The sequence below is a fragment of the Pseudobutyrivibrio ruminis CF1b genome (assembly GCF_000424005.1).
Taxonomy (GTDB): domain Bacteria; phylum Bacillota; class Clostridia; order Lachnospirales; family Lachnospiraceae; genus Pseudobutyrivibrio; species Pseudobutyrivibrio ruminis_C.
This window is the reverse complement of the sequence record NZ_AUJB01000012.1, coordinates 18,924-40,803: the sequence shown is the minus strand read 5'-3', so window position 1 is coordinate 40,803 and position 21,880 is coordinate 18,924. Positions and strand designations below refer to the sequence as shown.

Here is a 21,880-nt window from a genome sequence, read left to right as displayed (position 1 = left end):
TTATGGAGTATTTACATTCTTTATTTGACACGAAAATTTCAGAGCCTACAGCGGTGACTGTTGGAAAATTCGATGGTATCCACAGGGGTCATAATCTTTTGACTACAGATATCATTTCAAAAAAGGCATCGGGCTTAAAGTCCTGCCTTATCACTTTTACCAATTCACCCCGTTTTTTATTAAAAGAAGATCAGATGCCATGTCTGATTACAAATAAAGAGCGAATGTTTATGCTTGATAATAACGGCCTCGATTATCTTATCGAGTGCCCTTTTGATGAGCGCTTAATGCAGACAGATGCCAGAAGCTTTATTGAGTTTTTGGTATCAAATCTCAATATGAAATATATGATTTCCGGCCCGGATTTCACATTTGGTCATAAGGGTGCAGGAAATGTACAGCTTCTTACAGAGCTTTCAAAAGAGCTGGGATTCGAGTACAAAGTCATTGAGAAAATAAAACAGAATAATAGAGATATCAGTAGTACATACATTAGAGAAGAGCTTAGTTTGGGCCATATCGACTCTGTAAACGATATGCTTGGATATGAATATTTTGTTTGGGGAGAGGTGGTACACGGTGCTCACCTGGGCCACACCATCGGCATCCCTACCATCAATATCATGCCAGCAAAGACAAAGCTTGTTCCAAAGTTTGGTGTGTATGTCACTACAATAGATTTTGACGGAAGGATTTATCACGGTGTTACAAATGTGGGCACCAAGCCATCTGTTTCCAATGAAAACGTTGTTGGTATTGAGACTCACATTCTTGATTACAACGGTGATTTATACGGGAAATTCGTTAAAGTTACATTCCAAAGCTTCCTTAGACCTGAGATGAAATTTGGTTCTATCGAGGAGCTTACAAATCAGATGAACATTGATAAAACAAAGGCTAAAAATTACTTTAACAAGAAGTAGAATATTACAGAAATGTTACGTTTGATTGACAAATTTTCTAATTCTTGCTATACTTTCTAAAGTTTCGTATTTTTTGTTTTTGTTATTGGAGGATTTATGAAGAAACGTATTGTTTCAGCATTCACGCTAGTATGTTGTACAGCGATTTTGTTTGATTATTGCGTTGATACACGTACATACATAGATAAAAACAACACTAATGACAATGCTTCAGCAGTAGCAGGTGCAGTTTCTGTTGCCGCTGTTGATTTGTCTGCAATAGAAAAGCTTTCAGTTAGTGATTCTAATGCTATCGCTACAGCCAAATCACTTGGTGATATTTATGGCTACGATAACATCGGTATCTGTAATGTATCAGAAGGAAATCTTAATATTAGAGAGTCTGCTTCTGGTGATGCTAAGCTTGTTGGTAAATTTCCAGCAGAGGCTGCCTGCGAGATTCTTGATACTGATGGAGAATGGAGCCATATTAAGTCTGGCGAGGTAGAGGGTTATGTTAGCTCCGAATACCTTATTATAGGTGATGAGGCTTGGGACAAGGCTATCGAGCTTGCAGAGTATGTTGCTACTTCAAAGACTGGTGGTCTTAGAGTTCGTGCCGAAGGCAACACTGAATCAGAGATTATCTATCAGCTTGCTGAGGGCGAAGAAATAGCTATCCTTGATAACACTCAGGATGATGAGTGGATTAAGGTAGATGTCGATGGTGATGAGGGTTATGTTTGCGCAGAATACGTAGATGTAGATCTTTCTCTTCGAACTGCCATGACACTTACTGAGGCAAGATATGGTGCTGGCGTTTCTGATGTTCGTATGGCAATTTGTGATAATGCACTTCAGTATGTTGGTAATCGTTATGTTTGGGGTGGTACATCCCTTACAAATGGTGTTGACTGTTCTGGTTTCACTATGCAGATTATGAGACAGTACGGTGTTTATCTCAGCCACTCATCAAGAGCGCAGGCTAATGAAGGTACAAAGATTAGCACATCAGATTTAAAGCCTGGTGATTTGATTTTCTACGGCAAGGGTAGCTATATCAATCATGTTGCCATTTACATCGGTGGTGGACAGATTGTTCACGCATCTAATAGACGTGATGGAATCAAGATTTCAAATTACATGTACCGTACACCTATCAAGTGTGTTCGTGTTATTTACGACTAGCAAACAGGAGGGTTCCCTTTAAGGGAGTTGCCTGTTTGCCACAACTCACACCATTGCCGGAGGCAATTTGCATGGTGTGAGTTTTCCCGTTTTTGTGGATTTTTATCTACCTTATAGTTAATTTTTATGTTAAAATAAACGAGGTGGTTTTTACCACGATATTGATTTATTTATTGGAGAGGAATATAAAATGAGTTTACTTGAACAGTGGCAAAAGATTGCCTACAATCAGAACCAGTCTCAGGCTGATTTACAGAGATTCTGGCAGAATTATTTTCTTTTAGAGAAGGGCATTTACGAGCAGCTTCTTGATGATCCTGATACAGAGGTTAAGGGAACAGTTAAAGAGCTTGCTGAGAAATATAAGATCGAAGTTATGCCAATGGTTGGTTTCCTTGATGGAATCAACGATTCACTTGTTGAGCCAAACCCAATCGACACAATGGAAGAGGATACAGTAGTTTCTCTTAAGTTCGATAAGGAAAAGCTTTACAAGAACATGATTGATGCTAAGGCTGACTGGCTTTACGGTCTTCCACAGTGGGAGAAGATTTTTGATGCAGACACTCTTAAGAACCTTACAAAGGAAGCTAAGAACATGCACACAATCATCCGTACAGAAAAGAAGGTTGGACGTAACGATCCATGTCCATGCGGTTCAGGAAAGAAGTACAAGTTCTGCTGCGGAAAGAAATAAGATTTGACACCCTATTATTAATAGTTTATCGGTGTTTATAGTATCCCCCGGATGCTAGAATAGATTCAACATCTATTTTAGTAAGGGGGATTTTTTATGGGAATTTTTACAAGACCAGTTGTAAAAACGTTGGACAACGGTGGTAAGTTCTGGGAGCATACATATAATAATTTTCATTTAAAAGCATATGTGCCTACGACAGATATTGATGGCGAGGTTCATAATTATGGCTTTAGAGCTCCATTACTTTTAGTTTTCGAAGAAGAAAGATTAACAGAAGAAAAAGCAATAGAATTTGCAGAAACTTCAGGCTTGGCATCGATTGCTTCTGCTAACGATTCAACTGTTTTATTTGTTTATCCAACCTGTGAAGGCGGCTGGGACAGAGCAGATGTGTCTCTTTATCAGGAGCTTATAGCAGAGACAAAAATAGACCCTATATATTCAGATGGTATTGTTGAATACACTAATTTCTTTGATAAAGAATTTAAGGGGTATTTTATTCGCGGCGCTATTTTTAGAGCTGATATCTATAGCTTTGGACAGTCAGCAGATTATTGTGCAAAGCATTTATTAAAAACAATCAATGGCGAATATCTTTGGGGGCCAGGTGAGATTACACCAGCTATGATTTCTATGGAAGGTCTCTCAGTTGTTCCTGATGTACAGCGAACGGATATAGCTGTTTTATCCGTAGATAATCCTGATGAAATCAATAAGTTCTTTGATGGCTGCGAGAATCTTCTTATTAAGGAAAAAGCCGATTATAAGGCTGATTTTTATAGCTTTGTAAGAAAGTTCAAAATGTGGTGTGGTCAGATTGAATTTGAGCCAGATTTTGATGCCCTTAACATGGTAGAAAAAAGAGATTACACAGAAGTAAAAACATCACCTGACCATAAAGCAAAGTATAAAGACGTGCCAACGCATAAGGTTGGATATTTTGTTTATTACAACAAGGGACTTTTTGATAATGGCCCGGTTCCACTTGTCGTAGGCTTCCATGGTGGCGGCGATTCTTCTATGTATCTTACTTTTGTTTCAGGATGGTGGGAGGTTTGCCATAAGTTTAACTTCCTCTATGTAGGTATTGAAAATCACCAGAATGTAACTCCAACAGAGGCCATAGATGTTATTGAAGATTTAAAACGTAAATACGATATTGATGAACATAGAATTTACGCTACTGGATTCTCAATGGGAAGTGCAAAAACTTGGGATATGTTCCAGGAGTATCCAGAAGTGTTTGCTGGACTTGCGCCTACCAGTGCATTATTCCCTATAAAGGATAATCCTTTTGGTTTATCTCTTGGAGATCCACGTATGAATATGACTATATCTGTTCCAATGTTTTATTCAGGTGGTGAGGAATCTGTACTTCCAGAACTCCCATTCCAAGATGAAACATCTCTTGATAGAATCAAATACGCAGCGAAGGTAAATAAGCTCACAGTAAATTTTGATGTGGATTATGCTAATAAGAGCAACTGGAAAGATTCTATTTATGGCGTTCCAGGAGACAGAGTAGAAAAGATTTTAGATCCTTCCAGAGGAAGTGTTTTAACTGTAAACTATTACAATAGCGAAGATGGTGTATGTAGAACAGCCTTTGGCAGTGTTAGTGGCCAGATTCACGAATGTCGCGAGCATTCCATTGAGGAGGCTTGGAAGTTTATTTCGAAATTTACTAGATAGAAGAGCTTATAGGAGAAATTATTTTGAAAGTTATAAACCCAGTTTTAAAAATGGATATGCCAGATATGGATGTAATTAAGGCAAATGGCTATTACTATATGGTAAGTACTACCATGTTTTTTATGCCAGGTGGACCAATTCTTAGGTCTAAAGACTTAAAGAATTGGGAAATTGTCTCTTATATTTTTGACACTATTGCAGATAACGATATTCACAATTTAAAGAATGGAAAAAATGCTTATGGTGCAGGGCAGTGGGCTACATCACTTGCTTACCACAATGGCATATTTTACGCTGCGTTTGTATGTAATGATTTGAAAAAGACCTTTATATACTCTACAGATGATATTGAAAAATCATTTTGGAAGCAGCATGAGCTTGATGGAATCTTTCATGATATGAGCTTCCTTTTCTGGGATAATCGAGTTTTCTTAGTGTATGGTAATGGTGATATTTTTATAGCTGAATTAAATGCAGATTTGACTGGCTTAAAAGAAGATGGATTAAAAAAGCTTTTGTTTTCCACTCCTGGAAAAGATGATGGAATCATGCTTAGATGTGAAGGCTGCAGAGCTTATGTCAGAAATGGATATATCTATCTTTGTTTTATTGAATGGCCATCAGAAGGTAATGGAAATTTCAGAAGACGAGAAATTTGCTATAGGTCAAAAACCTTAGAAAGCCCTTTTGAAAGACAAATTATATTCGATGATGATATGGGGGATAATAATAGAGGTATTGCTCAAGGTGTTCTAATAGAAGGCTACGATAATAAATGGTACAGTATGTTGTTTCAAGACCATGGGGCTGTAGGTAGAATTCCTTATCTTATTCCAATGACATGGGAAAATGACTGGCCAGTTATCGGTGTGGATGGCAAGACTCCAGAGGAGCTTGATATTCCAATGAATGAGGTTCCTACAGCACCACTAGTTACCAGTGATTCTTTCAATCACTTCAGTGACAAAATGCTTCTGCAGTTCCAGTGGAATCACAATCCTATCAAGGAAGGCTGGTCATTTACAGAACGTCCAGGATATTTACGACTTAAGAATATGCAGCTTGCCACATCTATTATGGATGCAAGAAATACTCTTACAGAAAGAACAGTTACTCCAAAATCCGTATATACGATAGAAGGAGATTTCTCAGGACTTAAGGATGGTGACTATGCCGGCCTTACAGCTTTCATGGGAAGATTTGGTACCATTGGAGTGTCAAAGGAAAATGGTGAGTTTTTCATTACACTTAAGCGATTTGATGGAGTGGAAAAGAAGATAGCTGCTTCAGAATTGCAAGGATTTAATGCTGAAAACGTATGGTTTAGAATAGTCTTTGATTTTGAAAATGATGACAAGGCATATTTCTATTATTCAGTAGATGGCTCTGAGTTTATTCAGTTGGGAGATGCACTAGAAATGGCATTTACTCTTGATGTATTTGTGGGATATCGTATAGGCGTATTTTCATATGGCACCAAAGAGCTTGGTGGAATGGCAGACTTTAGAAATTTAATATTTACTACATAAAATTATGGAGCTATCGGTTTACGATAGCTCCAATTGTTTTAAAGAAATCTGGATATGAAATACAACAGCAATCCTCGTTGTCGAATGTGGTCTCACCATCTGCTACAAGCCCTGCCACTGCAAATGACATTGCAATGCGGTGATCCAGGTATGTCTTAATCAATGTGCCGGTGAGAGGCATTCCTCCATTGATTATCATTCCATCTTCAGTAGGAGTGATGTCACAACCCATATTTTTAAGATTCTCAGTGACTGTAGCGATACGGTCGCTTTCTTTTACCTTTAATTCTGCTGCATCCTTGATAACAGTGGTGCCTGATGCGCAGGCAGCCATAACAGCGATTACTGGGAGCTCATCGATAAGAGTAGGAATGATATCTCCTGAAACTTCACAGCCATGTAAGTCGCTTGTAGTGACGTGAATATCGGCTACAGGCTCACCGCTTACAATTCTTTCATTGACAAGTTCAATATTTCCACCCATGTTCTGAGCAACTTTTATAATACCTGCTCTGGTTGGATTCGTATTTACGTTTTTAATTAATAAATCTGCATTAGGGCAGATGAGACCAGCCACGATAAAGTATGCTGCTGATGAAATATCACCCGGCACTTCGATTTTCTGGCCAACAAGCTTAGGACCGCCTACAACAGTAGCGGTAAGTCCTTCTGACTTGATATCTGCACCAAAGCCTGAAAGCATAAGCTCTGTGTGATTACGAGATACAACAGGCTCTGTAACGGAAGTGACTCCATCTGCATAGAGACCAGCAAGAAGTACGCAGGATTTTACCTGAGCGCTGGCTACAGGTGAATCGTAGCGAAGGGGCATAAGTGGAACACCGCCTACCTCAAGTGGAGCACAGTTATTGTTCTTTACGGATTTAATATAAGCTCCCATCTGAGTGAGAGGAGTGATGATTCTGCCCATTGGACGCTTCTGGATTGATTCATCGCCATTTAATGTGCTGACAAATGATTGGCCAGCAAGAATTCCTGAAATAAGTCGGGTAGTGGTACCACTGTTTCCCACATCAAGAACCTGCTGTGGTGCAGAAAGTCCATGAAGGCCTTTTCCGTGAATCACTACATGGTCATGTTCCTGATTTACATCGATTCCCATGGCTCTGAAGCAGCCGATGGTAGAGCGGCAGTCAGCGCCGTCAAGGAAACCTGTAAGCTCGGTAACACCTTCTGAAATGGCACCGAACATAACACCGCGGTGGCTGATGGATTTATCTCCAGGAACCTTTATTTCTCCTTTTAAACTTTTGGCTTTTACGATTGGCATATTAGTTTGTCCTCTGTCTTACGTAGTAGTTATTATGTGTCAAAATAGTCTGGGCATTTTTCATAGCCTCATCAGTGTAGAATTCGATTCGAAGAACACCAGGCTCGAATTCTCTGTTATGGATAATATCGATGTTCTTTACACTGATTTCTGCATCGGCAAGTAACTGAAGAACACCCACAAGTGTACCTGGTTTATCATCAATATCACAATACAATTCGTAAAAACGAAGTAAAGCATTGTCAGGAATTGTAATTGAATCTCTGTAATCCTTTGCTTTTGTCCAAAGCTTTAAAAGTTCGTCTGCATCTGATTTTAATATGGCATTTCTAAAGCTTTCAAGCTCATCCTTATAAATATCTAAAAGCTTAATCAAAGCATCTCTGTTGCTAAGAAAAATGTGCTGCCACATGGTAGGTGAGCCAGATGCGATTCTGGTAATGTCCTTGAAGCCACCTGCTGCAATAGTCTTGCATATAGAACGCTCATCATCGGTATCCTGAACAAGATTTACAAGGGAAGCTGCGATAACGTGTGGCAAATGAGAAACTGCTGCAGTGGCATCGTCATGCTCCTCAGGTGTAAGCTTGATAGGAATAGCACCAAGACTTCCAATATATGAAGCAAACTCATCGTAAGTTTCTGGATTCATTTCAGAATCTGCAGTGAGAATGTAGTAAGCATTTTCAAGAAGAAGAGCATTGGAATGCTCGAGACCTGTAAGCTCTGAACCTGTCATTGGATGACCACCGATAAACTGATTTGTCATGCCAAGCTCTCTGGCAACTGCAGTGATGTCGCCCTTTACAGAACCTACATCTGTGATAATGCAGTCAGGTTTTACCACATCTTTAAGCTGTCTTAAATAGTCGCAGTTAATCTTTACAGGGCTGCAAAGAAAGATAATGTCGCACTGACCAAACTGATGAATTTTGAGAAGGCCATTGTTGTCGATAAGGCGCTCCTCAAAAGCAGCTTCGATAGTAGATTCTCTAGAAGCTGTTGCTAATATTCTTGTATTCGGATATACGTTTAATATCGCTTTTGCGATACTGCCTCCAATAAGTCCAAGTCCTACAAATCCGATAGTTTTTGTCTTCATAATTAAGTCTCCCAAAACATTTGATGCTTTAATACTTTAAAGCGAGAATATATTTATATAATATCACATTTATCCGTTGTAAATAGTCTGAATATTAAATATAATATATATAAGTTTTATAACATCACGGCGCGGCGGGGTTAAGGCGTCGAAAAATTATTGGGAGGTACGACACATGAAGGTATTTACTACGGACAAAATCAGGAACGTTGTGTTGCTTGGTCACAGCGGGGCGGGCAAAACCAGTCTCATCGAATCAATGGCTTTTCTAGCTGGTCAGATCAGCAAGCCGGGCACTATCGAGGCTGGTAATACCATTAGTGACTACGACAAACTGGAGACAAAAAACAAATTTTCTATCTACACTTCTTTAGTTCCAATCATTTGGGGCGATACTAAGATTAATTTCCTAGACACACCAGGTTATTTTGATTTCGTCGGAGAAGCTGAGGAGGCTGTTTCTGCAGCTGATGCGGCTATTATTGTTATTTCAGGTAAAAGCGGAATTGAGGTTGGTACAAAGAGAGCTTGGGAGATGTGCGACAAATTTAATCTTCCTAGAATGGTATTTGTAACTGACATGGATATAGATGATGCCAGCTATAGAGAAATCGTTGAGGAGCTTCAGAGTTTGTACGGAAAGAAGATTGCTCCTTTCCATCTTCCAATAAGAGAAAATGGAGAGTTTGTTGGCTATGTAAATGTTATTCAGCAGATAGGTAAGCGCTGGAAGGCTGATGGAACAGTTGAACACTCTGATGTACCTGATTACAGTCAGGAATATTTGGAGAAATATCGTGAAGCTTTAATGGAATCAGTTGCTGAGACATCAGAGGAATTCATGGATAGATATTTCGGTGGTGAAGAATTCTCAGAGGATGAGATTCGTCAGGCACTTCGTGTAAACGTAGCATCTGGTGATATTGTTCCTGTTATGATGGGTTCAAACCTTACTAACAGAGGCCAGTATACAATGCTTACTGACGTTGTTAAGTATCTTCCTTCACCAGCTGATTGCAAGATTACAGGAATTAACGCAAATACGAATGAAGTTTACGAAGCAAACTATGACTTCTCTAAGCCAAAGAGTGCTTATGTATTTAAGACAATCGTTGATCCATTCGTTGGTAAGTATTCTCTTATCAAGGTTAATTCAGGTGTTCTTAAGACAGATGATTTGCTTTATAACAAGCATAAAGAGTCTGAGGAGAAGATTGGTAAGCTTTACATCTTAACAGGAAGCAAGGCTGAGGAAGTTCCCGAGGTACATGCTGGAGATATCTGTGCACTTTCTAAGCTTCAGAAGGTTGCTACAACAGATTCCCTTTCTACAAAGGCTAATCCAATCCTTTACATCAGAACACCACTTTCAGTTCCTTATACATACAAGAGATATAAGGCTAAAAACAAGGGAGATGAAGATAAAATTGCACAGGCACTTTCTAAGCTTTGTGCTGAAGACTTAACAATCAAGGCTGTCAACGACGGCGAGAACAGCCAGTCACTTCTTTATGGTATCGGCGACAGACATATTGATATGCTTGTTCAGAAGCTTAATGAGAAGTACAAAGTAGACATCGAGCTTAGCCAGCCGAAGATTGCATTTAAAGAGACAATTAGAGGAAAGGCTGATGTCGAGTATAAGTATAAGAAGCAGACTGGTGGTCATGGTCAGTATGGTCACGTTAAAATGACATTTGAGCCTTCTGGAAATATGGAAGAGCATTACAACTTTACAGAGTCTGTAGTTGGTGGTGCAGTTCCAAAGAACTACTTCCCAGCTGTTGAGAAGGGACTGTCAGAAGCTGTTCTTGCAGGACCACTTGCAGCTTATCCTGTAGTTGGTGTACATGCTAATCTTTATGATGGAAGCTATCATCCAGTTGATTCTTCAGAAATGGCATTCAAGGTTGCAGCTAAGGGCGCTTTCAAGGATGGCATCATGAAGGCTAATCCAATCCTTCTTGAGCCTATCGAGACACTTAAGGTTGTAGTTCCAGATAGCTACACTGGTGATGTAATGGGTGATTTGAACAAGAGACGTGGACGTGTTCTTGGTATGAACCCTACAGAAACTGGTGGAAAGACTGAGGTTATGGCAGAAGTTCCTATGGCTGAGCTTTATGGCTATGACACAACACTTCGTTCTATGACTGGTGGCTACGGTACATTCTCTTATGAATTAGCCCGTTACGAGCAGGTTCCTTCAGATGTTCAGGCTAAGGAAGTTGAGCGACGTGCTAATAAGATTAAGGATGTGGATGAGGAGTAAACAGTTAAAATAAGTAGATTAGAAAGACTGATGAGGCTTGCTTCATCAGTCTTTTTTTCTATAATTTTTCAAATTCGGTTACTTAACGGACATTCTAAAAAACTTGCATGTAGAGTCTGAGGGGAAGACGTGCTACTATATCAAAGCACTTTTTAGAATGAGAGGATAATGTAATTGATTATTGAATACAATGTAGAATTTATAGAGCAAGAGGAAGCAGAAGCAGAGGAGTATTATTTCTTTGAGGCAGAGGCTGGTACTCTTGATGAGTTAATATCATTTAGTCAGACTATAGACATAAATAACCCGGATGAAGCAGGAATCTGTGTATATAAGGATGATGATTCAGGAAAATATGTAGTTCCGTTCGTGGCTGATGGGAATGTAGCACCATTAAATTATGGGGAATTCCTTAATATCAAATCAGTAGAAGAAAAATATTGGAATATCGAAGAAGGTAGAACCTATATCACTAATTTAGGAATGCTTGCAATGATGTCAGTGATAGCATAGTTCACCGCAGAATTTTCAATAAAAACCATTTTTGCTGTGTAGTTTTATTGCAAAACTACACAGCTTTTATTATAATTTCGAATAGTTATATATACGAGGTGAGAAAAATGAAGCACAATTTTAAAGCAATTGAGAAAAAATGGCAGTCAGCCTGGGAAAAAGATGACATCTTTAAGGCTGTCGATGGTTCTGACAAGCCAAAATTCTACGGCTTGGTTGAGTTCCCATATCCATCAGGTGCAGGTATGCACGTTGGACATATCAAGGCATATTCTTCAGTAGAGGTAGTTTCCAGAAAGCGCCGTATGCAGGGATATAATGTATTATTCCCAATCGGTTTCGATGCTTTCGGTCTTCCTACAGAGAATTACGCTATCAAGACAAACACACATCCTAGAAAGATCACTGATGACAATATCAAAAAGTTCACTACACAGCTTAAGAGCGTAGGTTTTTCTTTTGATTACAGTCGTACAATCGACACTACTCAGGAGGATTACTACAAGTGGACACAGTGGATTTTCCTTAAGATGTTCGAGAAGGGTCTTGTATTCAGAGATAAGACTCTTGTAAACTACTGCCCACATTGTAAGGTAGTACTTTCAAACGAGGATTCACAGGGCGGTAAGTGCGATATCTGTGACAGCGATGTAATCCAGAAGGAGAAGGACGTTTGGTACCTTCGTATTACAGAGTACGCTGATAAGCTCCTCCAGGGTCTCGATGAGGTAGATTTCCCTGAGAATATCAAGCAGCAGCAGGTAAACTGGATTGGTAAGTCGAAGGGTGCTTTCGTTAATTTCACACTTGATGGTATAGATAAGAAGCTTGAGATTTACACTACAAGACCAGATACTCTTTGTGGTGTTACATTTATGGTTATTGCTCCAGAGCATCCATATATCGATGAGTATGCAGACAAGATTTCTAACATGGACGCTATTTTAGCTTACAGAGCCGAGTGCCAGAAGAAGTCTGAGTTCGAGCGTACACAGCTTGTTTCTAAGGACAAGACTGGTGTTAGAGTTGAGGGCTTCGATGCAATCAACCCTATCACTGGAAAGAAGATTCCAGTATTCATTTCTGATTATGTAATGATGGGTTATGGTACTGGTGCTATCATGGCTGTTCCTGCTCACGATCAGCGTGACTGGGACTTCGCTACAAAGTTCGGTATTGATATTATCCCTGTTATCGAGGGTGGAGATGTTACTAAGGAAGCTTACACAGGCGAAGGTAACATGATTAACTCTGAGTTCCTTAACGGTCTTAACAATAAGAAGGACTCAATCGACAGAATGATTCAGGAGCTTGAGAAGCTTGGCTGTGGTAAGGCTGGTGTTCAGTTCAAGATGAAGGACTGGGCATTCAACAGACAGCGTTACTGGGGCGAGCCTATTCCAATCGTTCACTGTCCAACATGTGGTGATGTAGCAGTTCCATTTGAGGAGCTTCCACTTAAGTTACCAGTTCTCGAGAACTTCGAGCCAGGTACAGACGGAGAATCACCACTTGCAAAGATTGACAGCTTTGTAAACTGCAAGTGCCCTAAGTGTGGTGCTGACGCTAAGAGAGAGACTGATACTATGCCTCAGTGGGCTGGTTCATCATGGTACTTCTTACGTTACATTGATCCACACAATGATAACGAGTTCGCAGCTATGGACAAGCTCAACTACTGGATGCCAGTTGACTGGTACAACGGTGGTATGGAGCACGTTACACGTCACTTGATTTATTCACGTTTCTGGCATCATTTCCTTTATGACCTTGGTGTAGTTAATACTCCAGAGCCATATAAGAAGAGAAGTGCGCAGGGTATGATTCTTGGCGAGGACGGACAGAAGATGTCTAAGTCTCGTGGAAACGTTATTGACCCACTTGATATTGTAGATGCTTACGGTGCAGACACACTTCGTACTTACGTATTATTCATGGGTGATTACGGCGCAGCTGCTCCTTGGTCAGATGCATCTGTTCGTGGATGTAAGAGATTCCTTGAGAGATTCGCAGGTCTTACAGATATCGTTACTGATGAGGCTAACAGCGAGTCTATTGAGACTGGAATTCATAAGACAATTAAAAAGGTTTCTGAGGATATCGAGGCTATGAAGTACAACACAGCTATTGCAGCTATGATGGGACTTCTTAACGATATCATTACAGAGGGACATATTACTAAGGATAATCTTGTATTACTTGTTAAGATCTTAGCTCCATTTGCTCCACACCTTTGTGAGGAAATGTATGCTGAGCTTGGCGGTGAGGGATATGTATCACTTTCAGCTTGGCCAGAGTTTGACCCAGCTAAGATTGTTGAGTCGACTATCGAAATCGCTGTACAGGTAAATGGTAAGCTTAAGGCTACTATCAAGATTCCTAACGGATGCGAGAAGGATGAGGCTCTCTCTATTGCAAAGGCTGACGCTTCAGTTGCTGGCGCAATCGAGGGCAAGAATCTCGTTAAAGAAATCTATGTTCCAAACAAGATTGTTAACCTTGTAGTTAAATAAGACTTAAGCCTGCCATCGCGGCAGGCTTATTCTATAAAAGTTATATGATAAGGAGAATACGTTATGAGCAAAATTCAAATGACAACCCCTTTAGTAGAGATGGACGGCGATGAGATGACACGCATCCTCTGGCAGATGATTAAGGACGAGCTTCTTCTTCCTTTCATCGATTTAAAGACTGAGTACTATGACCTTGGCCTTGAGCACAGAAATGAGACAGATGACAAGGTTACTGTAGAGTCTGCAGAGGCTACAAAGAAATATGGAGTTGCTGTTAAGTGTGCCACAATCACTCCTAACGCAGCACGCATGACAGAGTACAACCTTAAGGAGATGTGGAAGAGCCCTAACGGAACAATCAGAGCAATCCTTGATGGTACAGTTTTCCGTGCACCTATCGTTGTAAAAGGAATCGACCCAAATGTTAAGACATGGAAGAAGCCTATTACAATTGCACGTCATGCATACGGTGATGTTTACAAAAACACTGAGATGGTAATCCCAGCAGCTGGTAAGGTTGAGCTTGTTTACACATCTGAGGATGGTAAGGAAGAACGCGCACTTGTTCACACATTCAACGGACCAGGCGTTGTTCAGGGCCAGCACAATCTTAACGATTCAATCGAAAGCTTTGCTCATAGCTGTTTTAAATATGCTTTGGATACAAAGCAGGATTTATGGTTTGCTACAAAGGATACTATTTCTAAGAAGTATGACCATACATTTAAGGATATTTTCCAGGAGATTTTTGACAAGGAATACAAGGATGCATTTGATGCTGCAGGCATCGAGTACTTCTACACACTTATCGATGATGCAGTAGCTCGTGTTATGAAGTCTGAGGGCGGATTCATCTGGGCATGCAAGAACTACGATGGTGATGTTATGTCTGATATGATTTCATCTGCATTTGGTTCACTTGCTATGATGACATCAGTGCTTGTTAGCCCGGCTGGTTACTATGAGTACGAGGCTGCTCACGGAACAGTACAGCGTCACTACTACAAACACTTAAAGGGCGAGGAGACATCTACAAACTCTGTAGCTACAATTTTTGCTTGGACAGGTGCTCTTAGAAAGCGCGGCGAGCTTGATAACATTCCTGAGCTCTCAGCTTTCGCAGACAAGCTTGAGAAGGCTTGTATCAAGACTATCGAGGATGGAAAAATGACAAAGGATTTGGCTCTCATTACATCAATTGAGAACCCAACAGTCCTTAATTCAAGGGATTTCATCATCGAAATTCGTAAAACTCTCGAATCTCTTTAAAATAGTCTGAAAACACTAAATCTTGTGGTTTCGTTTATTGACTTGTACTATATAGTCTATTATAATAATCTCATGTTATAGGCATGAGATTATTTTTTTGCCTTTATTAGGAGAAAATGTATGGAAATGAATGTTAAACTACAGGTTTTCGAAGGGCCTTTAGATTTACTATTACATTTGATTGATAAGAACAAAGTTGATATTTACGACATCCCTATTGTGGAAATCACAGACCAGTACATGGAGTATGTACGTGCTATGGATAACAGCGATTTGGATGTTATGTCAGAGTTCCTTCTTATGGCTACCACACTTCTTGATATCAAGAGCCGTATGTTATTACCACAGGAAGAGAAGACTGAAGAGGGCGAGGAGCCAGAGGATCCACGTGCAGAGCTTGTTCAGCAACTGTTGGAGTACAAGATGTACAAGACTATCTCTTATCAGCTTAGGGACAGACAGCTGGATGCCAGCCTTGTTTTCTACAAGGAGCCTACCATCCCTGATGAGGTGTTAAAGTATCAGCAGCCAGTTGACCTTGAAGAGCTTATGGCAGACCTTACACTTAACAAGCTTAATGATATTTTCCAGCAGGTGCTTAAGCGTCAGGACAATAGAAGGGATCCAATTCGTTCCACATTTGGAAAGATTAAAAAGGAAGAGGTTTCCCTTGAGCAGAAGATGGAGTGGACTATCGCATTTGCGAAGGCACATAATACCTTCAGTTTCAGAAATCTTCTTGAAGCCGCACATTCAAAGACAGAGGTTATCGTTACATTCCTTTGTATTTTAGAGATGATGAAGGCTGGTCAGATTAATATCACACAGGAGGATACCTTCACTGATATTATGATTGAATCCAGAATCGCAGCCTAATATCGACGGAGTAAATAATTATGGAATTAAAAGAGATTGAAAATATAGTTGAGGGCATTTTGTTTGCAATGGGTGGCACAGTTGAGGCTTCCAAGATTGCAAAGGCTCTTGAGATAGAAGAAAAGCAGGTTGTAGAAGCTATCAATTCCCTTAAGGAATCATACGCTGCTGACAATCGCGGTATCACAATCACTGAGATTGATGGAGCATATCAGATGTGCACTAATCCAGAGATTTACGAATACCTTATCAGAATTGCAAAGCAGCCACGTAAATACGTATTGACTGATGTTCTCCTTGAGACACTTTCAATTATTGCTTACAAGCAGCCAATCACAAAATCAGAAATCGAGAAAATCAGAGGAGTTTCCTGTGATTTCGCCGTTTCAAAGCTTGTTGAATTTGGCTTATGTGCTGAGCTTGGACGTCTTGATGCACCAGGTAGACCAATGCTTTTTGGTACTACAGAAGAGTTCTTACGTTCATTTGGTGTAAGCTCTATCGAAGAACTTCCAGAACTTTCACAGACTCAGATTGAGGAGTTTAAAATCGAGGCAGAAAACGAAGCAAATAACGTTGAAGTTACGATATAAAATAATTAAAAAAATCAAGTAAAAATCGACAAAAAACCGCCCAAAATTTTGGGCGGTTTTTTATGACAATTTTTTAACGTATTTACGTTGAAAAGGGCACGAAAATACTCTATTATTAGACTTGCGAGAAATTTGAAATATTTTATATAAATGGAGGTATGAGATGGGTAATGATTTAAGTCAAGCTCAGGCTAGAATTAACGCATTGCTTGATGACAACAGCTTTGTTGAGCTTCAGTCATTAGTAATGTCACGCAACACAGATTTTAACCTTGATGCAAAGAAAGAACCATCAGATGGAGTTATTATTGGTCATGGTCTTGTGGATGGCACATTAGTGTTCGTTTTCAGCCAGAATGCCGAGGTTTTGGGCGGTACTATTGGTGAGATGCATGCTAAGAAGATTCTGTCACTTTATGACATGGCACTTAAAGTAGGTGCTCCTGTCATCGGATTTATCGATTGTGGTGGTGTTCGTCTTCAGGAGTCTTTTGATGCTCTTGAAGCTCTTGGTTCTGTAATCGAGCGAGCAGCTGATGTAAAGGGTGTTATTCCACAGCTTATGTGTGTAGCAGGTAATTGTGGTGGTGGACTTTCAGTTCTTCCTTCACTTGCTGATTTCACATTCATGGTTGATGGTGCTTCACTTTTCTATAACTCTCCAGATGCTATTAAAGGCAACAGAGCAGAAGAGTGCGATTCATCTTCAGCAGCATTCCAGTTTGAAGAAGCTGGTACAGTAGATATGCACGGATCTCTTTCAGAGGTTGTTGCTTCTATGAGACAGGTTATCTCAATGATTCCTAACGACATTACAGAGGCTACAGATGATCTTAACAGAGCATCAGAAGGTCTCGAGTCTAAGGTGGGTGACGCAGCAGCAGTTGCTACAGAGATTGCTGATAACAGAGAATTTATCGAGCTTAAGGCTGGTTTCGCAAAGGAAATGGTTACAGGTCTTATGAAGCTTGATGGAGTAACAATTGGTGTAGTAGGTAATAGAGAAGTTGACGGAGAAGCTTTCCTTTCTGCAGCTGGTTGCGAGAAAGCAGCTGATTTTGTCGATCTTTGCGATATGTACGAAATCCCAGTTCTTTCTATTACTAATGTAGCTGCATTCAAGTCTTGTGTATGTCAGGAGAAGCGTTTACCACGTGCTCTTGCTCAGATGACACAGAGATTTGTTGATGCAAGTATTCCAAAGATTAATCTTATTACTAAGCAGGCTTATGGTTCTCCATATGTTCTTATGAACTCTAAGTCACTTGGTGCAGATTTAGTTTACGCTTTCGAGACAGCATCAGTTGGTGCTATGGAAGCTGCTAAGGCTGCTAGAATCTTAAGCGAAAATGGAACAGACGCAGCTGCTATCGAAAAGGATTATGCTCAGCTTCAGGATAGTGCACTTACAGCTGCAGCACACGGTCACATTGACAGAATCGTTTCTACAGCAGATGCTAGAAAATACATTATTGCAGGATTTGAGATGTTCTTTTAAGAGCAGGAAGGTGAATTTATGAAAAAAAGAATTTTAGTAGTTTTCACTACCTTAATCCTTGCTCTTAGTCTTGTTGCCTGTGGTGGCAAGAAGGATAACACTTACGGAGGATACGATACAGAAGCTTACGATACTATCGCAAAGCTCTATATGAATTATGCTCTTAGCTTAGATGAAGCAGAGTATGAACAAGCTACTGAGTACTTCATGGCTAATGGCCTTGGCCAGTACGGCGATGCAGTAAAAGAAGCTGGTCTTCCTAAGTTCTTATCTACAAGCTTTGTAGGTTTCGATAGTCTTCTTAATAGCTACAAAGATATTAAGGATGTTAAGGTAGGAGATTTTGTTGACTTTGGTAAGGTTGAGGTTGAGAAGTCTGGTAAGACAATCACAGCCACAATGATTACTGATTTTACAGTTAGAGATTTAAAGACAACATTCGTTTACAATGCAAACGATGTTGATGCTGGTCCTACAGCAGTTGATATTGAGCCAGTTTACACATTAGGTGAGACAATGCAGAAGGCAGCACTTAATACAGTAATGGGTATCCTTATTGTATTTGCGATGCTTGTTGTTATGTCTGGTGTAATCAAGTGCTTCGAGATTATACCTAAGCTCGAGAAGAGAGCAAAGGAAAAGAAGGAAGAGCCACAGGCTGTTGCTGCTACTGCAGCTGCACCAGTTGCTACATCCGCAAAGAACGAGACAGACGATTTACAGCTTGTTGCTGTTATTGCTGCAGCAATCGCTGCAAGCACAGGAGCTTCTACAGATTCATTTGTAGTACGTTCCATCAAGAAAAGATTTTAGACTTAGGAGGAAATATCCATGAAAAATTATACAATCACTGTTAATGGAACAGTATACGATGTTACTGTAGAAGATAAGGGAGGCTCTGGCGTTTCTCCAGTTACTCCTGCTGCAGCTCCAAAGGCTGCTGCTCCAGCTGCTCCAGTTGCTACAGGCGCTGCTGGTGGTGTTAAGATTGAGGCAGGTGCTGCTGGTAAGGTTGTTAAGATTGCAGCTGCTGCAGGCACTTCTGTAAAGAAGGGTGACCCTGTTGTTGTTCTTGAGGTTATGAAGATGGAGACACCTGTTGTTGCACCTCAGGATGGTACTGTTGCATCAATCAACTGCAACGAAGGTCAGCAGGTTGAAGCTGGCGCATTACTCGCAACTATGAACTAATAGGAGGATTACACATGAGTTACGTTGGAGAGACATTGTTAAACCTGGCTCATCAGACTGCATTTTTCAATCTGACCTGGGGTAACTTTGTCATGATAGCGGTTGCCTGTGTTTTCCTTTACCTTGCAATTAAAAAGGGATACGAACCACTTCTTTTATTACCTATTGCATTTGGTATGTTGTTGGTTAACATTTACCCTGACATCATTGCATCTCCAGAGGAAACCTCCAATGGAGTAGGCGGCTTGCTTTATTATTTCTATACTCTTGATGAGTATTCAATTCTTCCATCACTTATTTTCATGGGTGTTGGAGCTATGACAGATTTCGGTCCACTTATTGCAAATCCAATCAGCTTCTGGCTTGGTGCTGCTGCACAGATTGGTATTTTCACAGCTTACCTTCTTGCAATCCTTCTTGGATTCTCAGATCAGGCAGCTGCTGCAGTATCTATCATCGGTGGTGCAGACGGACCTACATCTATTTTCCTTGCTGGTAAATTAGGACAATCAGCACTTATGGGACCTATTGCCGTTGCAGCATATTCTTATATGTCATTGGTTCCAATTATTCAGCCTCCAATCATGAAGGCACTTACAACAAAGCAGGAGCGTTCTATTAAGATGGCTCAGCTTCGCCCAGTATCAAAACTTGAGAAGATTCTCTTCCCAATCGTTGTTACTATTATTGTATGTTTGATCTTACCTACAACAGCTCCACTTGTTGGTATGCTTATGCTTGGTAACCTTTTCAAGGAGTCTGGTGTTGTAAATCAGCTTACAGAGACTGCATCTAATGCTCTTATGTACATCGTAGTTATTCTTCTTGGTACATCAGTAGGTGCTTCAACATCTGCAGAGGCATTCTTAAATGCAGCTACACTCAAGATCGTAGTTCTTGGTCTTGTTGCTTTCGTTTTCGGTACAGCAGCCGGTGTATTATTTGGTAAGATTCTTTGCCACATTACTGGTGGTAAGATTAATCCACTTATCGGTTCAGCTGGTGTTTCTGCTGTTCCTATGGCAGCACGTGTTTCACAAAAGGTCGGTGCAGAAGAGGATCCTACAAACTTCCTTCTTATGCATGCTATGGGACCAAACGTTGCTGGTGTTATCGGAACTGCCGTTGCAGCCGGTGTATTCATGGCAATATTTGGCGTGTAATAAGGAGGGACCCACTATTAGTGGGAGGATTCCTTATTACCCAGAAGTGCCCATTGCCGAAGGCAATTTTTAATGGCACTTCTTCAATTAGTAAACTAGGAGGATAAAATAAATGGCAGATATTAGTCCAAAGCCAGTTAAAATAACTGAGACAATACTTAGAGATGCACATCAGTCTCTTATTGCAACTCGTATGCCAACCTCTATGATGCTTCCTATCGTAGATAAGATGGATAAGGTTGGTTACAACGCAGTAGAGTGCTGGGGTGGTGCTACATTCGATGCTTCACTTCGTTTCCTTAAGGAAGATCCATGGGAGAGACTTAGAAAGCTTCGTGATGGCTTCAAGAACACAAAGCTTCAGATGCTTTTCAGAGGCCAGAATATCTTAGGATACAGCCAGTATCCAGATGATGTTGTTGAGTACTTTGTTCAGAAGTCAATTGCAAATGGTATCGATATCATTCGTATTTTCGACTGTCTCAACGATATCAGAAACCTTCAGACAGCTGTAAAGGCTACAAACAAGGAGAAGGGACACGCTCAGGTTGCTCTTTCTTACACACTTGGTGAGGCTTATACACTTGATTACTGGAAGGATATTGCAAAGCGTATCGAGGAGATGGGTGCAGATTCAATCTGTATCAAGGATATGGCTGGTCTTCTTGTTCCAGCTAAGGCTTACGAGCTTGTTACAGCTCTTAAGGAGTCTACATCACTTCCTATCGAAATGCATACACACTACACATCTGGTGTAGCTTCAATGACATATATGAAGGCTGTTGAGGCTGGTGCAGACATCATCGACTGTGCTATGTCTCCATTCGCTCTTGGTACATCACAGCCTGCAACAGAAGTTATGGCTGCTGCATTCGAAGGCACACCATACGCTACAGGTTTTGATCAGGAGCTTCTTTCAGAAATCGCTGATTACTTCAGACCATACAGAGAAGAGTGCATCGAGAACGGTCTTCTTTCTACAAAGGTACTTGGCGTTAACATCAATACACTTCGTTATCAGGTACCAGGTGGTATGCTTTCAAACCTTATCAGCCAGTTAAAGGAACAGGGTAAGGAAGATAAGCTTCGTGAGGTTCTTGAAGAGGTACCTCGTGTACGTAAGGATCTCGGCGAGCCACCACTTGTTACTCCTTCATCTCAGATTGTAGGTACACAGGCTGTGTTCAATGTACTTATGGGTGAAAGATACAAGGTTGTAACAGAGCAGACTAAGGATATCCTTCTTGGTAAGTATGGTCAGACTGTAAAGCCATTCAACCCAGAGGTTGTTGAGAAGGCTCTTGGTGCTGATAAGGATAAGGCAATCACATGCCGTCCAGCAGATTTGATTGAGCCAGGTCTTGCTAAGTTTGAGGAGGAATGCAAGCAGTGGAAGCAGCAGGATGAAGACGTTCTTACATATGCTCTTTTCCCAAAGGTTGCTACAGAGTTCTTCGAGTATCGTGAGGCTCAGCAGACACAGGTTGATCCAGCTAAGGCTGACAAGGCTAACAAGGCTTATCCTGTATAATATTTTTGAAATTATGGCAATGCAAGATTTCTTGCATTGCCTTTTTTTGTATCGTAT

At 40.5% G+C, this 21,880-nt stretch carries 18 protein-coding genes; 16 read left to right on the top strand and 2 right to left on the bottom strand.

Translation table 11 applies throughout. The features are described 5' to 3' along the window. The first annotated feature begins 2 nt into the window (after window positions 1–2). The 5 genes from G592_RS0110905 (at window position 3) to G592_RS0110885 (ending at window position 6,011) form a co-directional block, all read left to right on the top strand. Complete coding sequence (locus G592_RS0110905; protein ID WP_028247850.1) at window positions 3–923, top strand: bifunctional riboflavin kinase/FAD synthetase; 921 nt, start codon at window positions 3–5, stop codon at window positions 921–923. A 96-nt stretch (window positions 924–1,019) separates the two neighbouring features. Further along, complete coding sequence (locus G592_RS0110900; protein WP_028247849.1) at window positions 1,020–2,090, top strand: SH3 domain-containing C40 family peptidase; 1,071 nt, start codon at window positions 1,020–1,022, stop codon at window positions 2,088–2,090. Between the two features lie 190 nt (window positions 2,091–2,280). After that, window positions 2,281–2,787, top strand: a complete 507-nt coding sequence (locus G592_RS0110895) for an SEC-C metal-binding domain-containing protein (RefSeq protein ID WP_028247848.1) — start codon at window positions 2,281–2,283, stop codon at window positions 2,785–2,787. A gap of 96 nt (window positions 2,788–2,883) precedes the next feature. Further along, window positions 2,884–4,482: a hypothetical protein gene (locus tag G592_RS0110890; protein WP_028247847.1), complete on the top strand. Its 1,599-nt coding sequence runs from the start codon at window positions 2,884–2,886 to the stop codon at window positions 4,480–4,482. 23 nt (window positions 4,483–4,505) lie between these two features. Beyond that, complete coding sequence (locus G592_RS0110885; protein WP_028247846.1) at window positions 4,506–6,011, top strand: glycoside hydrolase 43 family protein; 1,506 nt, start codon at window positions 4,506–4,508, stop codon at window positions 6,009–6,011. Window positions 6,012–6,021: 10 nt separating this feature from the next. On the opposite strand, the gene aroA is transcribed toward G592_RS0110885, so the two are convergent. Both aroA and G592_RS0110875 read right to left on the bottom strand, forming a co-directional pair. After that, complete coding sequence (gene aroA, locus G592_RS0110880) at window positions 6,022–7,302, bottom strand: 3-phosphoshikimate 1-carboxyvinyltransferase (protein ID WP_028247845.1); 1,281 nt, start codon at window positions 7,300–7,302, stop codon at window positions 6,022–6,024. 1 nt (window position 7,303) lies between these two features. Beyond that, the gene (locus G592_RS0110875; RefSeq protein ID WP_028247844.1) at window positions 7,304–8,404 is read right to left on the bottom strand and encodes a prephenate dehydrogenase; all 1,101 of its coding nucleotides are present in this window, start codon (window positions 8,402–8,404) and stop codon (window positions 7,304–7,306) included. Between the two features lie 175 nt (window positions 8,405–8,579). On the opposite strand from G592_RS0110875, the gene G592_RS0110870 reads away from it, so the two are divergent. From G592_RS0110870 to G592_RS0110820, 11 genes are all read left to right on the top strand, one after another. Continuing rightward, a complete protein-coding gene (locus tag G592_RS0110870; RefSeq protein WP_028247843.1) occupies window positions 8,580–10,676 on the top strand; it encodes an elongation factor G in 2,097 nt (698 codons plus the stop codon). A 174-nt stretch (window positions 10,677–10,850) separates the two neighbouring features. After that, window positions 10,851–11,189, top strand: coding sequence for a hypothetical protein (locus G592_RS0110865; protein WP_028247842.1), 339 nt, complete (start codon window positions 10,851–10,853; stop codon window positions 11,187–11,189). A gap of 107 nt (window positions 11,190–11,296) precedes the next feature. Next, the gene (gene leuS, locus G592_RS0110860) at window positions 11,297–13,702 is read left to right on the top strand and encodes a leucine--tRNA ligase (protein ID WP_028247841.1); all 2,406 of its coding nucleotides are present in this window, start codon (window positions 11,297–11,299) and stop codon (window positions 13,700–13,702) included. Window positions 13,703–13,765: 63 nt separating this feature from the next. Continuing rightward, on the top strand, window positions 13,766–14,971 hold the full coding sequence (locus tag G592_RS0110855) for an NADP-dependent isocitrate dehydrogenase (protein ID WP_028247840.1): 1,206 nt from the start codon (window positions 13,766–13,768) through the stop codon (window positions 14,969–14,971). A gap of 120 nt (window positions 14,972–15,091) precedes the next feature. Continuing rightward, the gene (locus G592_RS0110850) at window positions 15,092–15,847 is read left to right on the top strand and encodes a segregation and condensation protein A (RefSeq protein WP_028247839.1); all 756 of its coding nucleotides are present in this window, start codon (window positions 15,092–15,094) and stop codon (window positions 15,845–15,847) included. A gap of 20 nt (window positions 15,848–15,867) precedes the next feature. After that, window positions 15,868–16,440 (top strand): SMC-Scp complex subunit ScpB, encoded by a 573-nt coding sequence (scpB, locus tag G592_RS0110845; protein WP_028247838.1) that lies wholly within the window; start codon window positions 15,868–15,870, stop codon window positions 16,438–16,440. A 163-nt stretch (window positions 16,441–16,603) separates the two neighbouring features. Then, on the top strand, window positions 16,604–17,938 hold the full coding sequence (locus G592_RS0110840) for a carboxyl transferase domain-containing protein (protein ID WP_028247837.1): 1,335 nt from the start codon (window positions 16,604–16,606) through the stop codon (window positions 17,936–17,938). Window positions 17,939–17,956: 18 nt separating this feature from the next. Beyond that, window positions 17,957–18,751, top strand: a complete 795-nt coding sequence (locus tag G592_RS17110; RefSeq protein ID WP_051194884.1) for an OadG family protein — start codon at window positions 17,957–17,959, stop codon at window positions 18,749–18,751. A gap of 18 nt (window positions 18,752–18,769) precedes the next feature. Further along, a complete protein-coding gene (locus G592_RS0110830; protein WP_028247836.1) occupies window positions 18,770–19,129 on the top strand; it encodes a biotin/lipoyl-containing protein in 360 nt (119 codons plus the stop codon). 14 nt (window positions 19,130–19,143) lie between these two features. Continuing rightward, entirely contained in the window at window positions 19,144–20,292 is a 1,149-nt protein-coding gene (locus G592_RS0110825; protein WP_028247835.1) for a sodium ion-translocating decarboxylase subunit beta, read from the top strand. A 112-nt stretch (window positions 20,293–20,404) separates the two neighbouring features. Further along, on the top strand, window positions 20,405–21,823 hold the full coding sequence (locus tag G592_RS0110820) for an oxaloacetate decarboxylase subunit alpha (RefSeq protein WP_028247834.1): 1,419 nt from the start codon (window positions 20,405–20,407) through the stop codon (window positions 21,821–21,823). Window positions 21,824–21,880 lie beyond the last annotated feature (57 nt).